This window comes from Embleya sp. NBC_00888, from assembly GCF_045207655.1.
Taxonomy (GTDB): domain Bacteria; phylum Actinomycetota; class Actinomycetes; order Streptomycetales; family Streptomycetaceae; genus Embleya.
On sequence record NZ_CP108784.1, the window covers coordinates 6,167,878 to 6,191,834 of the forward strand.

Annotated in this window: 17 protein-coding genes; 11 read left to right on the top strand and 6 right to left on the bottom strand. The window is 71.9% G+C overall.

Annotation, left to right across the window (positions count from 1 at the left end):
* The first annotated feature begins 228 nt into the window (after window positions 1-228).
* The 3 genes from OG948_RS26390 (at window position 229) to OG948_RS26400 (ending at window position 4,720) form a co-directional block, all read left to right on the top strand.
* Window positions 229-2,349, top strand: coding sequence for a type IIA DNA topoisomerase subunit B (locus tag OG948_RS26390; RefSeq protein WP_395869300.1), 2,121 nt, complete (start codon window positions 229-231; stop codon window positions 2,347-2,349).
* 380 nt (window positions 2,350-2,729) lie between these two features.
* Window positions 2,730-3,110 (top strand): DUF485 domain-containing protein, encoded by a 381-nt coding sequence (locus OG948_RS26395; protein ID WP_406298826.1) that lies wholly within the window; start codon window positions 2,730-2,732, stop codon window positions 3,108-3,110.
* Between the two features lie 17 nt (window positions 3,111-3,127).
* Window positions 3,128-4,720 (top strand): cation acetate symporter, encoded by a 1,593-nt coding sequence (locus OG948_RS26400; protein ID WP_402229618.1) that lies wholly within the window; start codon window positions 3,128-3,130, stop codon window positions 4,718-4,720.
* Here OG948_RS26400 and OG948_RS26405 read toward each other — a convergent pair.
* Window positions 4,714-5,679: a sucrase ferredoxin gene (locus tag OG948_RS26405; protein WP_406298827.1), complete on the bottom strand. Its 966-nt coding sequence runs from the start codon at window positions 5,677-5,679 to the stop codon at window positions 4,714-4,716. The genes OG948_RS26400 and OG948_RS26405 overlap by 7 nt on opposite strands.
* Window positions 5,680-5,793: 114 nt before the next feature.
* Between OG948_RS26405 and OG948_RS26410 the strand changes: the two genes are divergently transcribed.
* Window positions 5,794-6,267 carry an HD domain-containing protein gene (locus tag OG948_RS26410; RefSeq protein WP_406298828.1) on the top strand — a complete coding sequence of 158 codons (474 nt, stop codon included), beginning with the start codon at window positions 5,794-5,796 and terminating at the stop codon, window positions 6,265-6,267.
* An 87-nt stretch (window positions 6,268-6,354) separates the two neighbouring features.
* On the opposite strand, the gene OG948_RS26415 is transcribed toward OG948_RS26410, so the two are convergent.
* Window positions 6,355-8,823 carry a DNA topoisomerase (ATP-hydrolyzing) subunit A gene (locus OG948_RS26415; RefSeq protein WP_395869292.1) on the bottom strand — a complete coding sequence of 823 codons (2,469 nt, stop codon included), beginning with the start codon at window positions 8,821-8,823 and terminating at the stop codon, window positions 6,355-6,357.
* Between the two features lie 250 nt (window positions 8,824-9,073).
* On the opposite strand from OG948_RS26415, the gene OG948_RS26420 reads away from it, so the two are divergent.
* From OG948_RS26420 to OG948_RS26435, 4 genes are all read left to right on the top strand, one after another.
* A complete protein-coding gene (locus OG948_RS26420; RefSeq protein ID WP_406298829.1) occupies window positions 9,074-9,319 on the top strand; it encodes a DUF2630 family protein in 246 nt (81 codons plus the stop codon).
* A gap of 128 nt (window positions 9,320-9,447) precedes the next feature.
* A complete protein-coding gene (locus OG948_RS26425; RefSeq protein WP_406298830.1) occupies window positions 9,448-10,767 on the top strand; it encodes a M16 family metallopeptidase in 1,320 nt (439 codons plus the stop codon).
* Complete coding sequence (locus tag OG948_RS26430; protein ID WP_406298831.1) at window positions 10,764-12,128, top strand: M16 family metallopeptidase; 1,365 nt, start codon at window positions 10,764-10,766, stop codon at window positions 12,126-12,128. The genes OG948_RS26425 and OG948_RS26430 overlap by 4 nt, the downstream gene beginning before the upstream one ends.
* Window positions 12,129-12,205: 77 nt before the next feature.
* A complete protein-coding gene (locus OG948_RS26435) occupies window positions 12,206-14,671 on the top strand; it encodes an HAD-IC family P-type ATPase (RefSeq protein WP_406298832.1) in 2,466 nt (821 codons plus the stop codon).
* Window positions 14,672-14,738: 67 nt separating this feature from the next.
* Here the strand turns inward: OG948_RS26435 and OG948_RS26440 are convergent, their stop codons facing one another.
* On the bottom strand, window positions 14,739-15,158 hold the full coding sequence (locus OG948_RS26440; protein WP_406298833.1) for a hypothetical protein: 420 nt from the start codon (window positions 15,156-15,158) through the stop codon (window positions 14,739-14,741).
* 176 nt (window positions 15,159-15,334) lie between these two features.
* On the opposite strand from OG948_RS26440, the gene OG948_RS26445 reads away from it, so the two are divergent.
* On the top strand, window positions 15,335-16,024 hold the full coding sequence (locus OG948_RS26445) for a hypothetical protein (protein WP_406298834.1): 690 nt from the start codon (window positions 15,335-15,337) through the stop codon (window positions 16,022-16,024).
* A gap of 44 nt (window positions 16,025-16,068) precedes the next feature.
* Here the strand turns inward: OG948_RS26445 and OG948_RS26450 are convergent, their stop codons facing one another.
* Entirely contained in the window at window positions 16,069-17,805 is a 1,737-nt protein-coding gene (locus OG948_RS26450) for an AMP-binding protein (protein WP_406298835.1), read from the bottom strand.
* Between the two features lie 210 nt (window positions 17,806-18,015).
* Here OG948_RS26450 and OG948_RS26455 point away from each other — a divergent pair, with 210 nt between their 5' ends.
* Window positions 18,016-19,311 (top strand): four-carbon acid sugar kinase family protein, encoded by a 1,296-nt coding sequence (locus OG948_RS26455; RefSeq protein ID WP_406298836.1) that lies wholly within the window; start codon window positions 18,016-18,018, stop codon window positions 19,309-19,311.
* A gap of 79 nt (window positions 19,312-19,390) precedes the next feature.
* Here the strand turns inward: OG948_RS26455 and OG948_RS26460 are convergent, their stop codons facing one another.
* Entirely contained in the window at window positions 19,391-20,401 is a 1,011-nt protein-coding gene (locus OG948_RS26460) for a pseudouridine-5'-phosphate glycosidase (RefSeq protein WP_406298837.1), read from the bottom strand.
* A gap of 30 nt (window positions 20,402-20,431) precedes the next feature.
* Window positions 20,432-20,770 carry a VOC family protein gene (locus OG948_RS26465; RefSeq protein WP_395869272.1) on the bottom strand — a complete coding sequence of 113 codons (339 nt, stop codon included), beginning with the start codon at window positions 20,768-20,770 and terminating at the stop codon, window positions 20,432-20,434.
* Between the two features lie 123 nt (window positions 20,771-20,893).
* On the opposite strand from OG948_RS26465, the gene OG948_RS26470 reads away from it, so the two are divergent.
* A complete protein-coding gene (locus OG948_RS26470) occupies window positions 20,894-23,626 on the top strand; it encodes a GNAT family N-acetyltransferase (RefSeq protein WP_406298838.1) in 2,733 nt (910 codons plus the stop codon).
* The last annotated feature ends 331 nt before the right edge of the window (window positions 23,627-23,957 follow it).

Consider the following 23,957-nt stretch of genomic DNA (forward strand, 5'->3'; position numbering starts at 1 on the left):
TCATGCCGGCCACCCGATCGGGTGGTCGAAGATGTGTTCGGATGCCGGCTAGGATGCGGCGGCGAGCCGTCGCCGGGCTGTCTTCCGGCCCCGGTAGCCTTGCTCTCCGGCGCGACGAAGGTGATCACCGGGCCCGTTTCCGTGGGCTCGGACACCGCGAACGCGCCTCACGGATCGACGCGTTCGCGGCGATCCGACTACGCGACTACATGCGAGGAGTTGCACCGCGTGACCGCCCAGACGACCGCGCAGTCCACCGCGCTCCTGGCGGGCGAGCCCGACCACTCGAACTACACCGCGCGGCATCTCCTCGTTCTCGAGGGTCTTGACGCGGTCCGCAAGCGGCCCGGCATGTACATCGGCTCCACCGACAGTCGGGGCCTGATGCACTGTCTGTGGGAGATCATCGACAACTCGGTGGACGAGGCCCTCGGGGGCTTCGGAGACCGGATCGAGGTGCTCCTGCACGCGGACGGCTCGGTGGAGGTTCGGGACAACGGTCGCGGTATCCCCGTCGACGTGGAGCCCAAGACCGGCCTGTCCGGTGTCGAGGTCGTCATGACCAAGCTGCACGCAGGCGGCAAGTTCGGCGGCGGTTCCTACGCCGCGTCCGGCGGCCTGCACGGCGTCGGCGCCTCCGTGGTCAACGCCCTGTCCGCCCGACTCGACGTCGAGGTGGACCGGAGCGGGCACACCCACGCCATCTCGTTCCGGCGCGGCGTGCCCGGCGAGTTCGCCACCCTCGGCGCGGACGCTCCGTTCAGCGCCGGTAACGGACTGCGCAAGATCAAGAAGATCTCCAAGGCCAAGTCCGGGACCCGGGTCCGCTACTGGGCGGACCGGCAGATCTTCCTCAAGGACGCCGCGCTCGACCTGGAGCAGCTCCACTCGCGAGCCCGGCAGACCGCGTTTTTGGTGCCCGGACTCACGATCGTTGTTCGCGACGAGCGTAATGGTGCGAATCCGGGCGAAGCGGACGAACAGGTATTTCACTACTCCGGCGGGATCAGCGAGTTCTGTGAATACCTCGCTCCCGACCGCGCGCTCTGCGACGTCTTGCGCTTCACCGGCTCCGGCACGTTCAAGGAAACCGTGCCGGTGCTCGACGAGCAGGGGCACATGGTGCCCACCGAGGTGCAGCGCGAGCTGGGAGTGGACGTGGCGCTGCGCTGGGGTACGGGATACGACTCGACCCTGCGCTCCTTCGTCAACATCATCGCCACGCCCAAGGGCGGCACCCACGTCGCCGGGTTCGACCAGGCGCTCCGGCGCACGGTCAACGACGTGCTGCGCTCGACCAAGCTGCTGCGCGTGGCCGAGGACGACATCACCAAGGACGACGCGACCGAGGGTCTGACCGCCGTGGTCACCGTGCGGCTGGCCGAGCCGCAGTTCGAGGGCCAGACCAAGGAGGTGCTGGGCACCTCGGCCGCCGCGCGGATCGTGCAGAACGTGGTGGCCAAGGAGCTCAAGGCGTTCCTGACCTCCACCGCGCGCGACCACAAGGCGCAGTCGCGCGCCGTCTTGGAGAAGGTCGTCTCGGCGGCCCGCACCCGGATCGCCGCGCGGCAACACAAGGAGGCCCAGCGGCGCAAGACGGCCCTGGAGACCTCGGCGCTGCCGGCCAAGCTGGCCGACTGCCGCAGCGACGACGTCGACCGCAGCGAGTTGTTCATCGTCGAGGGCGACTCCGCGCTCGGCACCGCCAAGCTCGCCCGCAACTCGGAGTTCCAGGCCCTGCTGCCGATCCGCGGCAAGATCCTGAACGTGCAGAAGGCGTCCGTCTCGGACATGCTCAAGAACGCCGAGTGCGCCGCGATCATCCAGGTGATAGGTGCGGGCTCGGGGCGCACCTTCGACATCGACCAGGCCCGCTACGGCAAGATCATCTTCATGGCGGACGCCGACGTCGACGGCTCGCACATCCGCTGCCTGCTGCTCACCCTCTTCCAGCGCTACATGCGTCCGATGGTCGAGTCCGGCCGGGTCTTCGCCGCGGTCCCGCCGCTGCACCGGATCGAGCTGTCCCGGCCCAAGAAGGGCCAGGAGAAGTACGTCTACACGTACTCGGACGCCGAGCTGAAGCGCACGCTGCTGGAGTACCAGCGCAAGGGCATCGCCTGGAAGGACCCGATCCAGCGGTACAAGGGTCTGGGCGAGATGGACGCCGATCAGCTCGCGGAGACCACGGTCGATCCCCGGCACCGCACGCTGCGCCGGATCAACCTCGGCGACCTCGAGGCGGCCGAGCGCGTGTTCGACCTGCTGATGGGCAACGAGGTGGCGCCGCGCAAAGAGTTCATCACCAACTCCGCGTCGCTGCTCGACCGCTCGCGGATCGACGTCTGAGCGAACCGGACACCCGGGCATGCGCCGGGCCGGAGGGATTCGTCCCTCCGGCCCGGCGTTTTTTCATGATCGGGACATCGGGGCCAAACGGCCCGTATATCTGCGATAGAAGGACGAATGTCACTCATTGGCGTGTGACCGACCGGTCTCCCGTGTCGGGGGCGCGCGCGATCTCGTTGGCCAAGCGATTCCACGACGCATGGCGGAGCCAGGAGTGCGGCTGTGCCGGCGATTCATCCGTACAGGTGAATTGTGCAGAACCTGGCCGTGCGGCCCGCGCCCGCTGACCATGCTGAAAACCGGTCCCGTCGAACGCCTGTCCAGGGCGCTCGGAGTCGGGACGCAGCCGCGCGGTTCGGCGATCGACGAGGAGAGCTACGGTGACGACCAGTTCGTACCGACCCACACCCACCCTGGGTGTGCCGATCGGCGACCGGGAGCCGGATCCGCGCGCGGACATCTACCTGAGGGTGCAGGCGAGCCCCGAGTTCCAGGAGATCCGGCGGCGCTATCGCGACTTCGTCTTCCCGATGTCGCTCGCGTTTCTCGGGTGGTACCTGCTCTACGTGTTCGCGTCCACGTTCGCGCGCGACTTCATGGCGCACCGGATCCTGGGCGCGTTCAACGTCGCGCTGGCCTTCGGCCTGCTCCAGTTCGCGAGCACCTTCCTGATCACGTGGTGGTACGCCCGCAACGCGCGCGGCAAGCGTGACCGGGCGGCGCTCAACCTGCGCTGGGAGACCCAGGAGATGTTCCGGTGAACGGTGCGTACTTCGCGGTGGCCGGCGGCCACCGCGGCCTGACCGGCCTGTTGTTCGTGGTCTTCGTGGTGATCACGCTGGGCATCACCGTGTGGGCCAGCCGGAACAACCGTACGGCCAACGACTTCTACGCCGGCGGGCGGGAGTTCTCCGCCTCCCAGAACGGGCTGGCGATCGCGGGCGACTACATGTCGGCGGCGTCGTTCCTGGGCATCGCCGGACTGATCGCGCTGTTCGGCTACGACGGCTTCCTGTACTCGATCGGCTTCCTGGTCGCGTGGCTGGTCGTGCTCATGCTGGTTGCCGAACTCGTGCGCAACTGCGGGCGGTTCACGATGGCCGACGTGGTCGCGTTCCGGATGAGCCGCAAGCCGGTGCGGACCGCGGCGGGAGCCGCGACGATCGTGGTCTCGATCTTCTACCTGATCGCGCAGATGGTCGGCGCGGGCACGCTGGTCGCGCTGTTGCTCGGGGACAGCGGTGGCTCGGCGCAGACCTGGACGATCGTCGGGGTGGGCGCGCTGATGGTGGTCTACGTGACCTTCGGCGGGATGAAGGGCACCACCTGGATCCAGATCGTCAAGGCGGTGCTGCTGCTCGGCGGCGCGATCCTGATGACGTTCCTGGTCCTGCTGCGCTTCCACTTCGACCTCGACGAGTTGCTGGACACCGCCGCGCACACCAGCGGCCACGGACAGCAGTTCCTCGAGCCGGGTCTGAAGTACGGCAAGAACCTGACCAGTCGGCTGGACTTCATCAGCCTGGCCATCGCGCTGGTGCTGGGCACCGCGGGGCTTCCGCACATCCTGGTGCGCTTCTACACGGTGCCCACCGCGCGGGCCGCGCGGCACTCGGTGATGTGGGCGATCGCGCTGATCGGCACGTTCTACCTGCTCACCATCGTGCTCGGATTCGGCGCCGCGGCGGTGCTCGGATCGGACAAGATCCGCAAGTCGAACGCGGCGGGCAACACCGCGCTGCCGCTGCTCGCGGAGGAACTCGGCGGCGGGCCGGACACGTTCGGTGGCGTGGTGCTGCTCGCGGTGATCGCGGCGGTCGCGTTCGCGACCATCCTGGCCGTGGTGGCCGGGCTGACCCTGGCCTCCTCGGCGTCCTTCGCGCACGACCTGTACACGAACGTGATCCGCAAGGAGGCGACCGACGAGAAGAGCGAACTGCGGGCCGCCCGGATCTCGGCGATCGTGATCGGCGGGATCGCGATCGGGCTGAGCCTGTCCGCGCAAAAGCTCAACGTCGCGTTCCTGGTCGCGCTCGCCTTCGCGGTCGCCGCGTCGGCGAACCTGCCCACGCTGCTGTACACGCTGTTCTGGCGGCGGTTCAACACCAACGGCACGGTGTGGGCGATCTACGGCGGGCTCGGCTCGGCGCTGGTGCTCGTGTTGTTCTCGCCGGTGGTCTCCGGCGGCAAGACGCCGCTGGTGACCGGGATCGACTTCCACTGGTTCCCGTTGGAGAACCCGGGCATCGTGTCGATCCCGATCGGCTTCCTGTGCGGCTGGATCGGCACGCTGCGCTCGGACGAGGAGGCGGACGCCGCCAAGTACGCCGAGATGGAGGTCCGTTCGCTGACCGGGGCGGGCGCCTACTGACGGTGCGTCAACAGCCGGGCCCGCATGCTGGTCGGGAGGCCCTCGTCCTTGCCGCAACTCTCCGGCCGGGCGGGGGCCTCCCGGCGCGCGTCCACCGCGACGGTCCAGGTGCGGCCGTCGGTGTGGTCGACCCGCACGGTCCACCCGCCGTCGTCCTCGGCCCGCTCGTCGTACACCGACAGCGCGTCGGCCCGGCGCTCGCCGCAGTCCGTGCGGACCGCGAGCTCGGCGGCCTGACCGGCCCGTGAGTAGGTGGCCCGGCCCCGGCACCGGTCCGGCAACATCTCGCCGCGGCGCGCGGCGGCGATCACGGCGCGGGCCGAGGTGGGGTCCAGGCGGCCGTACAGGTAGCCCTGGGGCAGCACGATGGCGGTCGGGGCGAATCGGTGCCCACCCAGGTGGGTGACCTCCCAGGCGGCCCCCGGGAGGCTCGCGGCGAGCGCGGCGGCCAGCGGGCGGCCCTCGACCGCGCAGCACCGGTCGCGCTTGCCGTTCGTGCAGACCAGGATCAGCGGCTCGGCGACCGGCTCGCCCAGCGCGGGCTCGGCCGGTCCGGCCAGCGCGGCGAGGTCGAGCGTGAGCAGGTCGGCGGCGCGGGCCACCCGCAACCGGCGCAGCCAGGTGCCGCCGGGCTCGGTCCAGGCCAGGAAGACGGTCCGCGGGCCGTCGGGGGCGGTGCCCGCGTCGGCCGGGCCACCCGCGTCGTCGGCCCGGGGGCTCGCCTCGTCCGGTCGCCGACCCGCCTGGTCCGGTCGGCGGATGAGGGCGGCGCGGAAACCGGCCCTGCCGGCGCGCTCGTCCAGCTCCCGGCCCACTCCGTCGTCGAGCCCGCGACTGCCGGTCAGGGCCTTCGCGGCCCACGGTCCGGGGTGCTCGACCAGCAGCCAACCGCGCGTGGTCGGAGCGGTGCCGGCCATCGGCTCGGCGAGTTCGTGCGAAAGAAAGACGCAGGTTTCCACGACTGTGCACCGTATAGCTTTCACTTGCCGATCGGCCCGATCGGCCCCGCCCCGAGCGCCCGGATCCGATGATCCCGGTACGGTTGTTGCACACGGTAACGATGGGAGGCGGCCATGCCCCAGGGACGGCCCGACGGGAGAGCGGCGATAGCCGGCTTCACGTTGGACGACGCGGTGGCGCTCGCCAGGGCCGCGCACGACGGTCAGTTGGACAAGGGCGGTCACCCGTACATCACGCACCCGCTGCGGGTGATGCGGCAGGTCGAGGGCACGTACACGCAGATGGCGGCGGTCCTGCACGACGTGATCGAGGACACATCGGTGGGTGCGGACGATCTGCGCGCGGCCGGTGTGCCGGAGCGGGTGGTGGCCGCGGTGATCGCGCTGTCCAAGCTGCCCGGCGAACCGCTGGAGGTCAGCATCGAGCGCGCGGCGGCGGACCCGATCGCGCTCGTGGTCAAGCGGGCCGACATCGCGGACAACCGCTCCGAGGCCCGACTCGGGCAACTCGACGCGGCGACGCAGGTGCGGTTGCGGCACAAGTACGCGCGCTCGATCGAACTCCTGGAGGAGTTCGCCGCGCGCTGACGAACGAGGCCGGCTCGGCCGGCGATCGAACGGGACGAGGCCCCCGCGGCGAGGGACGCCGCGGGGGCCTCGGTGTGCGGGGCCGGCTCAGACGGTGCCCGGAGGGCCGCCGACCACCTCGACATGCTTGACCAGTGGCGTGCCGGAGCCGTCCCGGCGCGGATCCGGGGCGGGCAGTTCGACCGGCGCTCCCTTCGCGTCCGAGCCGCGGATCGGTGCCCGACCCGCCCAGGCCAGGCGCAGCGTGGTCTCGCCCTTGAGGAAGCGCTGGCAGCGCACTCCGCCGGTGGCCCGACCCTTGCGCGGATACTCGGCGAACGGGGTGACCTTGCAGGTGCCGTATTCCGAGCCGAACAGCGCGTCCCCGCTGTAGGCGGCGACCGTGACCACCATCGCGTCGGCGCCCGGATCCACCGCGGTGAACGAGAGCACGGACTGTCCGGTGCCGAGCTTGATTCCGGCCATGCCGCCCGCCGGGCGGCCCTGCGGACGCACCATCGAGGCCTGGAAGCGCAACAACTGGGCGTCGTCGGTGATGAAGACCAGGTCCTCCTCGCCGGTGCGCAACTCGACCGCGCCGACGATGGCGTCGCCCTCGCGCAGCGTGATCACCTCCAGGTCGTCCTTGTTCGCCGGATAGTCCGGTACGACCCGCTTGACCACCCCCTGCGCGGTGCCGAGCGCGAGCCCGGGGGAGTCGGCGGACAGCGTGGTCAGGCACACCAGTCGCTCGTTCGACTCCAGCGAGACGAACTCGGACAGCGGCGCGCCGCCGGCCAGGTTCGGCGCGGTCGCGGTCTCCGGCAGCGAGGGCAGGTCGACCACGTTGATCCGGAGCAACCGGCCGGTGCTGGTGACCGCGCCGACCTCGCCGCGCACGGTGGCCGCGACCGAGGACACCACCAGATCGTGTTTGGATCTGGCCCCCTCGGGCGGCAGCGGGCCGCCGGTCGAGGTGCGGGCGAGCAGGCCGGTCGAGGACAGCAGCACGGTGCACGGCGCGTCGGTGACCTGGAGCGGGACCGCCGCGGCGGGCACGTCCGCCGATTCGAGCAGGACCGTGCGGCGCGGCGTGCCGTACTTCTTGGACACCGCGGCCAATTCGTCCGAGACCACCTTCCGGAGCAGTTTGTCGTCCTCCAGGATGGTGGTCAGTTCGGCGATCTCGGCGCGCAACCGCTCCTGCTCGGCCTCCAGTTCGATCCGGTCGAACCGGGTGAGCCGGCGCAGCGGGGTGTCCAGGATGTAGGACGCCTGGATATCGGAGAGCGAGAACGTCTCCATCAGACGTTCCTTGGCCTGCGCCGAGTTGTCGCTCGAGCGGATCAGCTCGATCACGCGGTCGATGTCGATCAGCGCGACGAGCAGGCCGTCGACCAGGTGCAGGCGCTCCTGGCGCTTGCGGCGCCGGAACTCGCTGCGCCGGCGGACCACCTCGAAGCGGTGGTCCACGTAGACCTGGAGCAGTTCCTTCAGGCCCAGCGTGAGCGGCTGGCCGTCGACCAGCGCGACGTTGTTGATGCCGAAGGTCTCCTCCATCGGCGTCAGCTTGTAGAGCTGCTGGAGGATCGCCTCGGGGTTGAACCCGTTCTTGATCTCGATGACCAGACGCAGGCCGTGCGAGCGGTCGGTGAGGTCCTTCAGGTCGGCGATGCCCTGGACCTTCTTGGCCTGCACCAACTCCTTGATCTTGGCGATCACCCGCTCCGGGCCGACGTTGTACGGCAACTCGGTGACCACGATGCCCTTGCGGCGCGCGGTGACCGACTCGACCGTCGCGGTGGCGCGGATCTTGAAGGTGCCGCGGCCCTTCTCGTACGCGTCGCGGACCCCGCCCAGGCCCACGATCCGACCGCCGGTGGGCAGGTCGGGGCCGGGGACGTGGCGCATCAGGTCGTCGAGAGTGGCGGTGGGGTGTCGGATCAGGTGACGCGCGGCGGCGACCACCTCGACCAGGTTGTGCGGCGGCATGTTGGTCGCCATGCCGACCGCGATCCCGGACGCCCCGTTGACGAGCAGGTTCGGGAACGCGGCGGGCAGGACGCCCGGTTCCTGTTCCTGGCCGTCGTAGTTGGGGCCGAAGTCGACGACGTCCTCGTCGATCGAGTCGACCATCAGCATCGCGGCCGAGGACAGCCGGGACTCGGTGTATCGCATCGCGGCGGGCGGGTCGTCGCCGCCGAGCGAGCCGAAGTTCCCGTGGCCGTCGATCAACGGCAGGCGCATCGAGAACGGCTGCGCCATGCGCACCAGGGTGTCGTAGATGGGGCCGTCACCGTGCGGGTGCAGCTTGCCCATCACCTCGCCCACGACGCGGGCGCACTTGACGTACCCCCGGTCCGGACGCAGGCCCATCTCGGCGGCTTGGTACAGGATGCGGCGATGCACGGGCTTGAGCCCGTCGCGGGCGTCCGGCAGTGCCCGCGAGTAGATGACCGAGTAGGCGTACTCCAGGAAGGAGCCCTGCATCTCGTCGACGACATCGATGTCGAGGATGCGTTCCTCGAAGTCGTCCGGTGGCTGCGGACCGGAAGTTTTCGTACTACGGCGGGCCATGCGCGGCGTTGCTCCTTTGCTTCTTCGGGCCGGCGCCGGGCCGTGTCTCCCGTGTCCGCCCGAGGGCGGCGCGGCCGGGGACGGCCCGCACGGCGTGCCCATTGTGACGCGCCGGTGCGACATGTGAGTGCATCGACCCGGGTGACACCGTGCTTGAGGGCTGTGCGAGGAGGGAAGGACAGCCCTTTGGCCCACGGTTGTGCCGCACTCTCCGGCCGCCGTCCGAGCAGGAAGAACGAAGGGTTTCCCGATGAACGACAAGCAGATCCGCGAACGCATCACCGACATGGTCGAGCAGGAGCGTGCCCTGCGGGACCAACTTGCGCAAGGCGTGATCTCGTCCGGACAGGAGCATGCCCGGTTGGCCGAGGTGGAGGCCGAACTCGACCGGTGCTGGGACCTGCTGAGGCAGCGTCAGGCGTTGCGGGACGCCGGCGGGGACCCGGCGACGGCCGCGGCGCGGCCGACGCGCGAGGTGGAGGGCTACCAGCAGTAGTCGCCCGCGGGCGGGCTTCGCCGATCGCGAACAGCCCGAAAGCGGGAGTCGAACGGGCACCGCGCGTCGTTAGGGTGAGGGTGGCCGCCGGCGCGGCGGTCACTCTCCAGGAGAGGACGGTTGGGCATATGGCAGGACCGGCGACTGCATCGTTGGGGTTCACCGCGACCACGCACACCCTCGGCAACGGGCTCCGCGTGGTGCTCTCGGAGGACCACGTCGACCCCGTGGCCGCCGTCTGCCTGTGGTACGACGTGGGCTCACGGCATGAACGGCCCGGACGAACCGGCCTCGCGCACCTCTTCGAGCACCTGATGTTCCAGGGTTCGGCCAACGTGCACGGCAACGAGCACTTCGAGTTCGTGCAGTCCGCGGGCGGTTCGCTCAACGGCACCACCAGCTTCGAGCGCACGAACTACTACGAGACCATGCCCGCGCACCAGTTGGAACTCGCGCTGTGGCTGGAGGCGGACCGCATGGGCGGGCTGCTGAAGGCGCTGACCGAGGAGAGCCTGGACAACCAGCGCGACGTGGTCAAGAACGAGCGCCGGCAGCGCTACGACAACGTGCCCTACGGCACCGCGTGGGAGCGGCTGGTGGCGATGGCCTTCCCCGAGGGCCACCCGTACCACCACATGCCGATCGGCTCGATGGCCGACCTGGACGCCACCTCGCTCGCGGACTGCCAGGCGTTCTTCCGGACCTACTACGCGCCCAACAACGCGGTGCTCGCGATCGTCGGCGACGTGGATCCCGAGCAGACCCTGGCCTGGGTGGAGAAGTACTTCGGCAGCATCCCCGCGCACGACGGCAAGCCGGTGCCGGCGGACGGCACGCTGCCGCCGGTCCTGGGCGCCGAGGTGCGCGAGACGGTGCACGAGGAGGTGCCCTCGCCGGCCCTGATGGCCGCCTACCGGATGCCGGCCGACGGCACCCGGGGCGCGGAGGCGGCGGACATCGCGCTGACCGTGCTGGGCGAGGGGGAGAGTTCGCGGCTGAACACCCGGCTGGTGCGGCACGACGAGCTGGCGATCTACGCCGGGGTCGGCCTGATGCGCCTGTCCGGCACCGCGTCGGTGGCGATGTTGGACGTCAAGGCGTCCGGGTCGGGCGCGGTCGGGGCGATCGACGCGGCGCTCGCCGAGGAGTTCGCGCGGTTCGCGGCCGAGGGTCCGACCCCGGCCGAACTCGAACGCGCGCAGGCCCAGTTGGAGCGGGCCTACCTGGACACGATGGCCACGGCCGGTGGCCGGGCGGACGAACTGTGCCGCTACGCGACGTTGTTCGGCGACGCGAACCTGGCGTTCACCGCGCTGGACCGGCTGCTGGACATCACGGCCGAGGAGGTGCGGGCGGTCGCCGCCGAGCGCCTGGTGCCGGACAACCGTGCGGTGCTCGTGTACGAACCGACCGACGACGCGGACGAGAACGAGGAGCAGGTCGCGTGACCCAGACCGGCGAGATGGTGTTCCACCCGCGCCCCGGCGCGGGCCCGGCCCGCGAGTGGACCTTCCCCGCGCCCGAGCGCTCGGTGCTGGGCAACGGCCTCGCGGTGCTGCGCGTGGACCGACCCGGCCAGAAGGTGGTGGCGGTCGAGCTGGTGCTCGACTCGCCGCTGGCCGCCGAGCCGACCGAGCGCGAGGGCGTCGCGACGATCATGGCGCGCGCGCTCACCGAGGGCACCGACAAGATGGGCGCCGAGGAGTTCGCCGCCGAGTTGGAGCGCTGCGGCGCGACGATCGACACCGACGCCGATCACCCGGGCGTGCGGGTCGCGCTGGACGTGCCGGCCTCGCGCCTGGAGCGGGCGCTGGGGCTGCTCGCGGACGCGGTCCGGGCGCCCGCCTTCCCGGCGGACGAGGTGGACCGGCTGGTGCGCCAGCGGCTGGACGAGATCGTGCACGAGCTGGCCAGTCCGCCCCGGCGGGCGGCGCTCGCGCTGAGCGCGACGCTGTTCGACCCCTCGGTGCGGCTGTCCCGGCCGCGCGCCGGCACCTCGGAGAGCGTCGCGCGGGTGGACCGCGCGGCCGTGTGGGACTTCTTCACGGCGCACGTGCGTCCGCAGACCGCCACCCTGGTCGTGGTCGGCGACTTCGAGGGCGTGGACGTCACCGGTGTGCTGGAGCGCACGATCGGCACCTGGCACGCGGAGCCGGCCGAGCCCTCGCGACCGGCCCCCGTGCTCGCCGACGACCACGCCCGGGTGCTGATCGTGCACCGGCCGGGCAGCGTGCAGACGCAACTGCTGGTCGGGCGCACCGGACCGGGCCGCGAGGACGCCTCGTGGCCGGCCCTGACCATCGGTACGTACTGCCTGGGCGGCACGCTCACCTCGCGCCTGGACCGGGTGCTGCGCGAGGAGAAGGGCTACACCTACGGCGTGCGCGCGGGCAACCAGTCGTTGCCGGTGGGCTCGCTGCTGGCGATCCACGGCTCGGTGGAGACCGACGTCACCGGGCCGGCCGTCGCGGACCTGGTCACCGTGCTGCGCACGCTGGCCGCGGAGGGCCTGGAGGACGTCGAGCGGGACGCGGCGGTGCAGAGCATCGTGGGCGTCGCGCCGCTCAAGTACGTGACGCCGCGCGCGGTGTGCGACTCGCTCGCGGACATGGCCGCCGAGCGGCTCCCGGACGGCTACCTGCCGGAGCTCTACCTGCGGCTGGCCGACGTGGCCACCAAGGACGCCGCCGCGTCGGCGTCCGCCGCGTTCGATCCCGAGCACCTCGTGGTGGTGCTGGTGGGCGACGCGGACAAGATCCGCGAGCCGCTGGAAGCACTCGAAATCGGACCGGTCACGGTCGTCGAATAGGCGCGTGCGGCGGTGGGCAAACCCCAACGGGCGGCCCACCGCCAACCGCGATCTCCCGGGGCACTTAACGTAGACCCATGACTCAGCCGTTGCCGGGCGCCGGGCCCGGAGAGACGACAGCCATCCCGCCGGTCGACGGACCCGACGGGAAACAAGGCGATCCCGTGCCGCTCGGCGTCGGACTGACCGCCGCGGACGTCGCGGAACGGGTCGCCAGGGGCGACGTCAACGACGTTCCCGTGCGCTCCAGTCGCTCGACGTCCGAGATCGTCAAGGCGAACGTCTTCACCCGGTTCAACGCCGTCATCGGTGTGTTGTGGCTGATCATCCTGTCCGTCGGGTCGGTCAAGGACGGCCTGTTCGGTTTCGTGATCATCGCCAACACCGGGATCGGGATCATCCAGGAGATGCGCGCCAAGCGCACCCTGGACCGGCTCGCGGTGATCGGCGAGTCCAAGCCGGTGGTGCGCCGGGACGGGCGGGCCGTCGCGCTGTCCCCCTCGGACCTCGTGCTCGACGACGTGATCGAGCTGGGCGCCGGCGACAAGGCCGCGGTGGACGGCGTGGTCGTCGAGGCCGACAACCTCGAGATCGACGAGTCGCTGCTCACCGGCGAGGCCGACCCGGTGATCAAGCGCCCGGGCGACCCGGTGATGTCCGGCAGCTTCGTGGTGGCCGGCAACGGCGCGTTCACCGCGACCCGGGTGGGTCGCGAGGCGTACGCCGCGCAGCTCATGGAGGAGGCCAGCAAGTTCACGCTGGTGGCCTCGGAACTGCGCAACGGGATCAGCACGATCCTCAAGTACGTCACCTGGATCCTGTTCCCGGCCTCGATCGCGCTGATCATCAGCCAGTACCGGCTGGAGGACACCACCTGGCGCGAGGCCGTCACCCGGATGATCGCGGGCATCGTGCCGATGGTCCCCGAGGGCCTGGTGCTGCTCACCTCACTGGCGTTCGCCGTCGGTGTGGTGCGTCTGGGCCGCAAGCAGTGCCTGGTCCAGGAGTTGCCCGCGATCGAGGGCCTGGCCCGGGTCGACGTGGTCTGCCTGGACAAGACCGGAACGCTCACCGAGGGCGGCATGAACGTCGCCGAGGTGCGCGAACTGGCCGAGGGCCTGCCGGTGCGCTCCGCGCTCGGCGCGCTCGGCACCACCGAGCCGCGCCCGAACGCGAGCCTGGCCGCGATCATCGACGAGTGCCCGGCCGAGCACGGCTGGACCTCGGTGGAGAGCGTGCCGTTCTCGTCCGCGCGCAAGTACAGCGGCGCGACGTTCGAGGTGGCCGGCGCCCGCGCCACGTGGTTGATCGGCGCCCCCGAGGTGCTGGTGACCACGCAGGCGCACGGCGAACTGCTCGCCGACGCCGAACGGCTGGGCGCGCGGGGCCTGCGGGTGTTGATGCTGGTCCGCACCGACGCCTCGCTCGCGGATACCGTCGACGCCCTCGTCGGCGGCCCGGACGGCGCCGACGTGACGCCGGCCGCACTGGTGGTGCTGGAGCAGCGGCTGCGGCACGACGCCGGCGCGACGTTGGACTACTTCGCCGACCAGGGCGTGGCGGCCAAGGTGATCTCCGGCGACAACGCGATCTCGGTCGGCGCGGTGGCCGCCAAGCTCGGCATCAAGGGCGCCGACCACCCGGTGGACGCGCGCACGCTGCCCACCGACCAGAACGAGTTGGCGGACGTGCTGGAGGCCAACACGGTCTTCGGCCGGGTCACCCCGCAGCAGAAGCGGGACATGGTCGCCGCCCTCCAGTCGCGCGGGCACAACGTGGCGATGACCGGCGACGGCGTCAACGACGTACTCGCGCTCAAGGACGCCGACATCGGCGTGTCGATGGGCTCGGGCAGCGAGGCCACCAAGGGCGTCGCGCAGATCGTGCTGCTGGACAACAGCTTCGCGACGCTGCCGTCGGTGGTCGGCGAGGGCCGCCGGGTGATCGGCAACATCGAGCGGGTCTCCAACCTGTTCCTGACCAAGACCGCCTACTCGGTGCTGCTGGCCATCCTGGTCGTGATCGCCAACGTGCCCTACCCGTTCCTGCCCCGGCACCTGACCCTGCTGGCCTGGTTCACCATCGGCACCCCGGCGTTCTTCCTGGCCCTGGCGCCGAACAAGGAACGCGCCCGTCCCGGCTTCGTCAAGCGGGTGCTGCGCTACTCGGGCCCCTCCGGGGTGATCGCCGGCACGGCGACCTTCACCGCGTACCTGCTGGCCCGCTCGCACTACGGCGCGACGGACGCCACCCGTACGGCCGAGACGTCGATCGCGACGCTGACGCTGTTCCTGGTCGGTCTGTGGGTGCTCGCGATCATCGCCCGCCCGTACACGTGGTGGCGGATAGCGCTGGTGCTGGTGATGGGGGCCGGGTTCGCCACGGTGATCTCGGTGCCGTGGCTCCAGGACTTCTTCGAACTCAAGCTGGTCGGTACGCGGATGCCGTGGACCGCGGTCGGCCTCGCGGTGGCCGCCGGAGTGCTGCTGGAGATCGTCGCCTACTGGAACAAGCGCCGCCTGGCAAGCGAGGTGGCCGCGTAGGCGCCTCGGGCGCGGGACGGGCATCGGCCCGGCCCGCGCCCCGGGCGGACCGCCCGCCACCGCGTTCCTAGGACACGCCCCGGCGGGCCCTGCCCCGCTCGGCGAGGGCCAGGGCCACGCCGAGCACGGCCGAGCCCCCGGCCAGGCCCGCGATGAAGGCCCGCCGTCCGCGCGGCAGCCTCCCGCGGTACGCGCAGGTGATGAGCGTGTCGCCGAGGTCGGCGGCGGAGCCCGCCAGCGCCCAGGCGCGGATCGGTTCGCCGCGGCCCGCCGCGAACATCGCGCCGGCGCCGAGTGCGAGATCGCGTCCGCCGAGCGCGCGGGCGAAGACCAGCGCGCCGGTGCGCTCCGCGTCGTCGCCGATCCACGGTCGGGACACCCGCACCGGGTCGAGCAGCGCGACCACGCCCAGCGCGGCCCGGGCCCCGCCCCAACCGAACGTCGCGGTGCGTACGAGCCCGTCGGATTCACTCGGCGTAGTCGTCACGGCCGTCACGGTATCGCTCCCGCGGCACTTCAGCGGTCATCCATTTCGTGCATTAGCCTCGCTCTGCCGCACACACGCACCGGCAACATCGAGCGATCTGCGCCGTCGTGACGTTCCGTCACGCATCCACGGGGGTGGAGGAGGCGCCGATCGCCCCACGGGGATGGAGAACCACGTTGTACCTGCGCAAGCCTGCCGTACCGGGCCTGTTGATCGCCGCATCCGTCATCGCGCTGTCCAGCGGATGCGGTCTGGTCGACAAGGTCAAGGGCGACGACGACAAGAAGAAGGACCCGGCCGCCGCCGCGCCCCAGGCGGGCGGCGGCTCGACCGGCGGCGCGAGCGGCGCGCCGGCCACGCAGCCCGGCGGAGGCAAGGGCACCGCGCCCGCCACGGCGCCGGAGACCGGCAAGCCCGGCGCCGGCACCGTCGATGTCGGCGCCAAGGACTTCTGCAACCTGCTCACGCCCGCCGAGCTCAAGGGCGTGCTGGGCAGCGAGGTTCCGCGCACCAAGAACGACCCCACGCTGCACAGCTGCCGGTACTACGGCCCGGGCGACTCGTCGCTGCTGACCGTGCAGTACTTCACCCAGAGCAGCAGGCTCTCGGGCACGGCGGAGAGCGTGGCGGCCAAGAACGACGCGTCCAAGTACGGGAAGCCGATCACCGACCTCGGCGCGTTCCCGACGCTGTACGTGGCCGGGGACGGCGCCTACCCGGCGCCCTCGGTCCCCGAGGTCTACTTCGTCAAGCCGCGCGGCACCGACCTGATGGTCGAGGCGCACGTGTCCCTCGCGCCCGCCGCGAAGGGCCTCCCACGTACGCAGCACATCGCGATCGCCAAGATCGTCGCCGACAAGATCTGAGCGCGTTCCGGGGCCGGGCCGGCAGCGGCCCGGCCCCGGTCCGGTCAGCCCTTGAGCTCCGGGAAGTCCTCCTCGAACCACTCCAGCGCGCCCCGTCCGGCCAAGTCGCCCTCGTGCAACTCGCGCTCGCGACCCCGTAGTTCGACCCGGCGGATCTTGCCCGAGATGGTCTTGGGCAACTCCGCGAACTCGATCCGGCGGATCCGCTTGTACGGCGAGAGCACCTCGCGCGCGTGCCGAAGCACGGACAGCGCGGTCTCACGGGTGGGCTCGTGCCCGGCGGCGAGCACCACGTACGCCTTCGGCACCGCGAGTCGCACCGGATCCGGTGAGGGCACCACCGCGGCCTCGGCCACCGCGTCGTGCTCGATCAGCACGCTCTCCAGCTCGAACGGCGAGATGCGGTAGTCGGACGCCTTGAACACGTCGTCGGAGCGGCCCACATAGGTGATGTAGCCGTCCGCGTCCCGGGTGCCGACGTCGCCCGTGTGGTAGAAACCGTCGCGCATCGACTCGGCCGTGCGCTCCGGGTCGTCGAGGTAACCGGTCATCAGACCCAGCGGGCGCGCCGCGAGGTCGAGGCAGATCTCGCCCTCGGCGCCCTCGCCGGTGACCACCTCGCCGGAGATCGGGTCGACCAGGGCCACGGTGTACCCGGGCAGCGGCCGGCCCATCGAGCCCGGCCGGACCTGTTGTCCGGGCGCGTTGCCGATCTGCGCGGTGGTCTCGGTCTGGCCGAAGCCGTCCCGGATGGTCAACCCCCAGGCGGTCCGCACCTGTTCGATGACCTCCGGGTTGAGCGGCTCGCCCGCGCCGATCACCTCGCGCAGCGCGGTGCGCCACGCGCCGAGGTCCTCCTGGACCAGCATCCGCCACACGGTCGGCGGCGCGCAGAACGAGGTCGCCCCACAACGCACCATCGTGTCCAGCAACGGGCTTGCGGCGAACCGCTCCTGACGCACGATCAGGATCGTGGCACCGGCGTTCCAGGGAGCGAAGAAATTGCTCCAGGCGTGCTTTGCCCAGCCGGGCGAGGAGATGTTCAGGTGCACGTCGCCCGGCCGCAGGCCCAGCCAGTACATCGTGGACAGGTGCCCGATCGGATAGCTCGCCTGGGTGTGGCCCACCAGCTTGGGCTGCGCGGTGGTGCCGGAGGTGAAGTACAGCAGCAGCGGGTCGGTCGCGGCGGTCGGCCCGTCCGGCACGAACGCCTCGTCCGCCGCCTCGTCCGTGCCCCGCGAGCCGTGCGCGTCGGCGAACGCGAGCCAGCCGGGCGTCGGTTCGCCCACCGCGATCCGGGTCCAGTCGCCGGGCACCTCGGCGAAGCCCGGGGTCACCGCCGACTCGGCGATCACGTGCGCGACGTCGCCTCGGGTGACCCGGTCGGTCAGATCGGCGGGCGCGAGCATCGTGGTGGCCGGGATGATCACCGCGCCGAGCTTCATCGCGGCCAGCATCGCCTCCCACAACTCGACCCGGTTGCCCAGTACCAGCAACACCCGGTCGCGACGCCGCACCCCGCGCGCCCGCAACCACGACGCGACCCGGTCGGAGCGCCGGGCCAGTTCGTCGAAGGAGACCTTGGTGTCGGTGCCGTCCTCGGCCACGATCCACAGCGCGGTGGCGTCGTTTCCACGCGCGTTCGGGTCGAACCAGTCGAGCGCCCAGTTGAATTCGGTCGGCTCGGGACGCGGGAAGTCCCGGCACGCGGTGGGCTGGTCCTCGCGGTGTTCGAGCAGGAAGTCGCGCGCTGCGCGAAACGCCTCGGTCGCACCCGTCATCGCCGAATTCCTCCGTCTGTCGTGCGGTGTCGCCTTACCGCAGCACCGCTGCATCGGTGCAGGAACGCACCCTCGCATCACCCGTTCGAGCGGTCAACGACCGGCTCCGGGCTCCTCACGTTGACCTTCGCGGCGCCGGGCCGCAAGACTCCGGGAGGCTACGGAAACAAGCGCACAAAGATGATCTTGATCCGACATTCGGGACCGTAATTGACAGACAGTACGGAGCGATCCGGCCCGCGCGTGCTCGTCCTCGCCGACGACCTCACCGGCGCCAACGCCACCGCGGTGCGCTTCGCCCGGCGGGGGATGCGCACGCTGGTCACCGGCGGTCCGCCTCGGGCGTGCGCCGGCGCGCCGGAGGTACTCGTGCTCGATCTGGCCACCCGGCACCTGCCCGGGGTGCAGGCCGCGCGGCGGGTGGTCGCGGGCGCGTCGGTGTTCCCGGACGCGACGCTGGTGGGCAAGCGTATGGACGGCACGCTGCGCGGCAATCCCGGCGCGGAGACCGGCGCGCTGCTGCACGTGCTCGACGCCCGTCCCGGGCCGCCGGTGCGCGCGCTGGTGGTGCCGGCCCGTCCCGATGCCGGCCGGCCTCTCGAGGCCGGCGTCGCGCACGCGCGCGGCGTCCCGATCGCGGACGGCGAAGTCGCCCGCGACGCGTTCGGCCCGGTGACCTCCTCGGCCGTGATCGAGGCGTTCGACACGATCGATCGGCCGATCGCGCACGTCCCGCTCGATGTCGTGCGCGGCGACCCGCCCGGCCTGGTCCGGGCCCTGTGCGATCCGGACGCCCGGGTGCTGGTCTGCGACGCGGTCACCGACGCCGATGTGGAGACGCTCGCGCTGGCCGCGGCGACCGGCGCGCTCGCGGGCGAGTCGCGCTGGCTGCCGGTGGATCCCGGGCCGTTCGGCGCGGCGCTGGCGAACGCGCTGGGCACGGTGCCCACCGGTCGACCCGTGCTCGGCGTCGCGGGCAGCCTCAGCCCGCTCGGTCGCGAGCAGATCGCCTGGACCCGGCGCCGACTGGGCGCGCGGTGGCTGGAGGTGGGCGACGCGCCCGATCCGGTCCGGGTCGCGGCCGACCTGGTGGCGCTGGCCCGCACCGGCACACCCCTGGTCGGGATCCGCACCCTCGTCCCGGACCGGGCCGATCCGGTGGTCGCCGCCCGGCTGCCGGTGCTGCTCGGCGAGGCGATCGGGCGCGCGTTGGCCGCCGCGCCGTTCGCGGGGGTGTACGCGACGGGCGGGGACGTCGCGGGCGCGGTGTGCATCGCGCTCGGCGCGGACGGGCTCGCGGTGGAGACCGAGGTGCAGCCGCTGGTGCCGGCCGGGCGACTGGTCGGCGGGCCGTACGACGGGCTGCCGTTCGCCGCGAAGGGCGGCTCGGTGGGGGACCCGCACGCGGCGGTGGCCTGCGTGTTGCACCTGCGGATGAGCTCCACCGTCCGGACGGCCCCGCCGGCGGCGGTCACGACGTCGGAGATCGACGCCGGACGGTGGTAGGAGCACGTTCCCCGCGATGGGCGCCCCACCCGGCCGGCATCGGCCCGGAGCCCGCGGCGCCGGCGCCCGATCGGGCCGCTCAGGCGATGGTCAGGGCCTGGGCGATGCGGGCGGCCAGGTCGGCGTTGTTGAGGATGAGGGCGATGTTGGCGTTCAGGCTCGCGCCGCCGGTCTCGCGGTGGAAGACGTCCAGGAGGAACGGGGTGACCGCCTTGCCGCGGATCCCGCTGTCGGCCAGCGCGGTCAGCGCCCGACGCAACACCCGATCGTGCAGGTCCGGGTCCAGCTGATCGGCCCGCGGCACCGGATTCGCCACCACGAGGGCGTTCCGCCCCAGCCCGAGCGCCTCGTGCGCGCGCACGACGTCGGCCACCTCGTCCGCGGTGTCCACCCGCCACTCCAGCCGGTGGCCGGAGTCGGCCAGGTAGAACCCCGGGAACGCGTGCGTACCGAAACCCATCACCGGCACGTTGAGCGACTCCAGCCGCTCCAGCGTCGCGCCCACGTCCAGGATCGACTTGACCCCCGAGCACACCACGGTGAGCCCGCAGCGGGTCAGCGCGATCAGGTCCGCCGACTCGTCCCAGCTCTCCCGCGCCTCGCGATGCACCCCACCCAGGCCGCCGGTGGCGAACACCCGGATGCCCGCCTGATGCGCCAGGTGCGCGGTCGCGCCCACGGTGGTCGCGGCGTGCCCGCCCCGGGCGGCGACCAGGGCCAGGTCACGCATCCCGGCCTTGAGCACGTCCCGGGACATGGCGACGAACTCGAGCGTCTCGGCGTCCAACCCGATCGACGGTCGGCCGTGCACGAGCGCGATCGTCGCCGGGACCGCGCCCGCGGCCCGGACCCGTCCCTCGATCTCGCGGGCGATCCGCAGGTTGTCCGGGCGCGGCAGCCCGTGCGCGATGATCGTGCTCTCCAGGGCGACCACGGGTCGGCCCGCGGCGAGCGCGTCCGCGACCTCCGGCAGGATCCGCAAGCCGTTCACCGGTAGGACGCTACCGGGCGCGAGCGGCAGCGGCGGGGCATACGCGCCGGGACGCGGGGGTTCGGCCTCGCCCCGGCGCTCGGACACTCCGATGATCATGGCTATCCGCCGTCCCGTCGCGACCCGTGGTCAGCGTCGCGGTTGGTACAACACGGCGGCCCAGCCGTCGGGCCCGGTCACCTGTACCCGCACCTCGTGCGGCCCCTCGACCGACTCGCCCACGGTGAACCCGCCCTCGCGCAGCGGCGCCAGGGCCGCCTCCAGGTCGGCGACCTTGACCATCACCGAGGCCGACTCGCCCTCGCGGTCGGTGCCGGCCAGCGCCAGTCGGCCGCCGTTCACGTCGAACTGCGCCCAGCGCTCGCCGTCGACGAAGGTCGGTTCCGCACCGAGCACCGCGGTCATGAACCGCACCGCCGCGGCCATGTCGGCGACGGGAAAAGCGGCGGACAGGCCCTGAGCGGACATGGGTTACCTCCTGCGGCGAGACCGGGCACGGTATCTGATGGTCTATCAGGCGCGACGGACACCCACCGAGTCGGGGCGGCTCGAATCCGCCGGCGACGCGTCGCAGGGGCTAGCCTCGCAAACGTGGAGCCCACCGACACCGCAGGTCCGCCGCCGAAGCCGCCCGAGCACTGGGAGGCCGACGTCGTGCTGCGCGACGGCGCCACCGCCCACGTGCGTCCCGTCGGCCCGGACGACGCCGGCCGCCTCGTCGACTTCTACGCGCGCGTCTCCGCCGAGTCGAAGTACCTGCGCTTCTTCACGCCCTACCCCCGGCTGTCCGACCGCGACGTGCGGCACTTCACCACGCACGACTGGGTCGACCGGGTCGGCCTGGGCCTGTTCGTCGGCGACGAGATGGTCGCGATCGTGCGCTACGACCGGATCGGCCCGGACGGACGCGCGGTACGCACCGGCCCGCAGGGCCGCTCCTCCACCGCCGAGGTGGCCTTCCTGGTCCAGGACGACCAGCAGGGCCGGGGCGTCGCGTCGGTCCTGCTCGAACACATCGCCGCGGTCGCCCGCGAGCGCGGCATCCGGCGCTTCGTGGCCGACGTGCTGCCCTCCAACCGTCGCATGGTCACGGTGTTCACCGAGGCCGGCTACACCCAGCAGTCCGCGTTCGAGGACGGCGTGGTCCGGCTCACCCTGGAACTCGCGCCCACCGAGACCTCGCTCGGGGTCATGCTCGGGCGCGAACACCGCGCCGAGGCACGCTCGATCGCCCGACTGCTCACCCCACGCTCGGTCGCGGTGATCGGCGCCAGCCGGCACGAGGGCACGGTCGGCAACACGCTCTTGGCCAACCTGCGCTCGGGCGAGTTCACCGGCGAGGTGTACGCGGTCAACCCGAAGGCGGGCAGCGAGCCGATCGACGGCGTGCCGACCTACGCCTCGGTGCTGGACATCCCCGGGGGAGTGGACCTGGCGCTGGTGGCGGTCCCGGCGGACGCGGTGCAGCAGGTGGTCGAACAGTGCGGGCGCAAGGGGGTGCACGGTCTGGTCGTGGTGTCCTCCGGTTTCGCCGAGACCGGTCCCGAGGGTCGCGAGCGGCAGCGGCGCCTGGTCCGCGCCGCGCGCCGGCGCGGGATGCGGGTGATCGGACCCAACTGCCTCGGCGTGCTGAACACCGACCCGAACCTGCGGGTCAACGCGAGCCTGTCGCCGCGGATGCCGCGTCGCGGTCGGGTGGGCATGTTCGCCCAGTCGGGCGCACTGGGCATCGCGATCCTGGAGTCCACCGTGGGCCGCGGGATCGGGCTCTCCACGTTCGTGTCGGCGGGCAACCGCGCCGATGTCTCCGGCAACGACCTGTTGCAGTACTGGGAGGACGACCCGGCCACCGACGTGGTGCTCCTGCACCTGGAATCGATCGGCAACCCGCGCAAGTTCACCCGGCTCGCCCGCCGGGTCTCCCGGGCCAAGCCGGTGGTCGCGGTCAAGTCCGGGCGGCACAGCCAGGGCGTCCCGCTCGGGCACGTCACCCGCGCGCTGACACTGCCCGACTCGGCGGTCGACGCGCTGTTCCGCCAGGCGGGCGTGATCCGGGTGCCCACCGTCGCCGAACTGTTCGACGTGGGCCAACTGCTCGCCTACCAACCGCTGCCCGCCGGCGACCGGATCGCGATCATCGGCAACTCCGACTCACTGGGCCTGCTCACCCAGGACGCGTGTGCGAGCGCGGGCCTTCGGCCCCGGCGCCCGGTCGACCTGACCACCTCCGCGACCGCCGACGACTTCCGCGACGCGCTCGCCGACGCGCTGGCCTGTGCCGAGACGGACGCGGTGATCACCGTGTTCATCCCGCCGCTGACCACCTCCGGCGACGAGGTGGCGAGCGTGATCGCGGAGATGGCCGGGCACGCGGCACAGATCGGCAAGCCGCTGCTGACCACCTACCTCGCACACGAGGGGCTGCCCACACAACTGCGCCGGCTGGACGCGGACGGCGTGCCCGCGCTCGGCTCGGTGCCCTCCTATCCGGCCCCGGAGAACGCGGTCCGCGCGCTCGCCGAGGTGGTGCGCTACGCCGCGTGGCGCCGGCGACCCACCGGATCGGTGCCCGAACACCCCGAGGTACGCACCGATCAGGCCCGCGCGCTGGTCCGCGCCCGACTCGGCGCCGCGGACGCGGTGGGCCTGTCCCCGGCGGACGCCGCCGACCTGCTGGCCTGCTACGGCGTCGAACTGCTGCCCGCGGTGCGGGTGGACAGCGAGGACGCGGCGGTTCGCGCGGCGACCGAACTGGGCTACCCGGTCGCGCTCAAGACCATCGCCGAACACCTGCGACACCGCGTGGACGTGGACGGGGTACGTCTGGACATCGGCGCGGAGGCGGGGCTGCGCCGGGTGTTCCGGGAGATGACCACCCGGCTGGGCGGCCCGGACCAGGCCCGGCTGGTGGTGCAGCCGATGGCGCCGCACGGGATCGCCACCGTGCTCGGGCTCACCTACGACGAGTCGTTCGGCGCGGTGTTGTCCTTCGGCCTGGCCGGTCCGGCCACCGAACTGCTGGGCGACGCGGCCTACCGACTGGTGCCCGCCACCGATCAGGACGTGGCGGATCTGGTCCGCGAGGTGCGGGCGGCGCCGATGTTGTTCGGCTACCGGGGCGCGCGCCCGGTGGACGTGCCGGCCCTGGAGGACGTGCTGTCGCGGCTGTCCCGGTTGGCCGACGACCTGCCCCAGGTCACGTCCATCGAACTGAACCCGGTGATCGTGGCGGCGGAGGGCGCGCACGTGCTCGGCGCGCAGATCCGACTGTCCCGCCCGCCGGCTCGCACCGACCTCGGCCCCAGGTCGCTGTCCCGACCGTAGCCGGCGCCGCGGCGCGTCGAGCGGCGCGCCGATCCCGGCTGTCCCGGCGGAAGCCGTCCGGAGATGCGGAACCGCCGCCGTACTCACATGCCACCCCGAGCTGTGGCACCTACGTACGGCGGCGGCTCCAGGCCGGATCCGCTCCGCGGCATGCCCCTCCGCGCCTGCCCTCCACATGGCCGCGCAATTCATGCCGTTCGACGCTGTCCGGACCAGGCCGCCCCGCGCCGGTCGTTTCCCCGAGTGTCCCCGGCGGTGAGGCGGTGTCACTCGCTCCCTCCCTCGAGGACGCGAGTGTCGCGAGAGTTCCGTCGGTGCCACCGTGTCGACG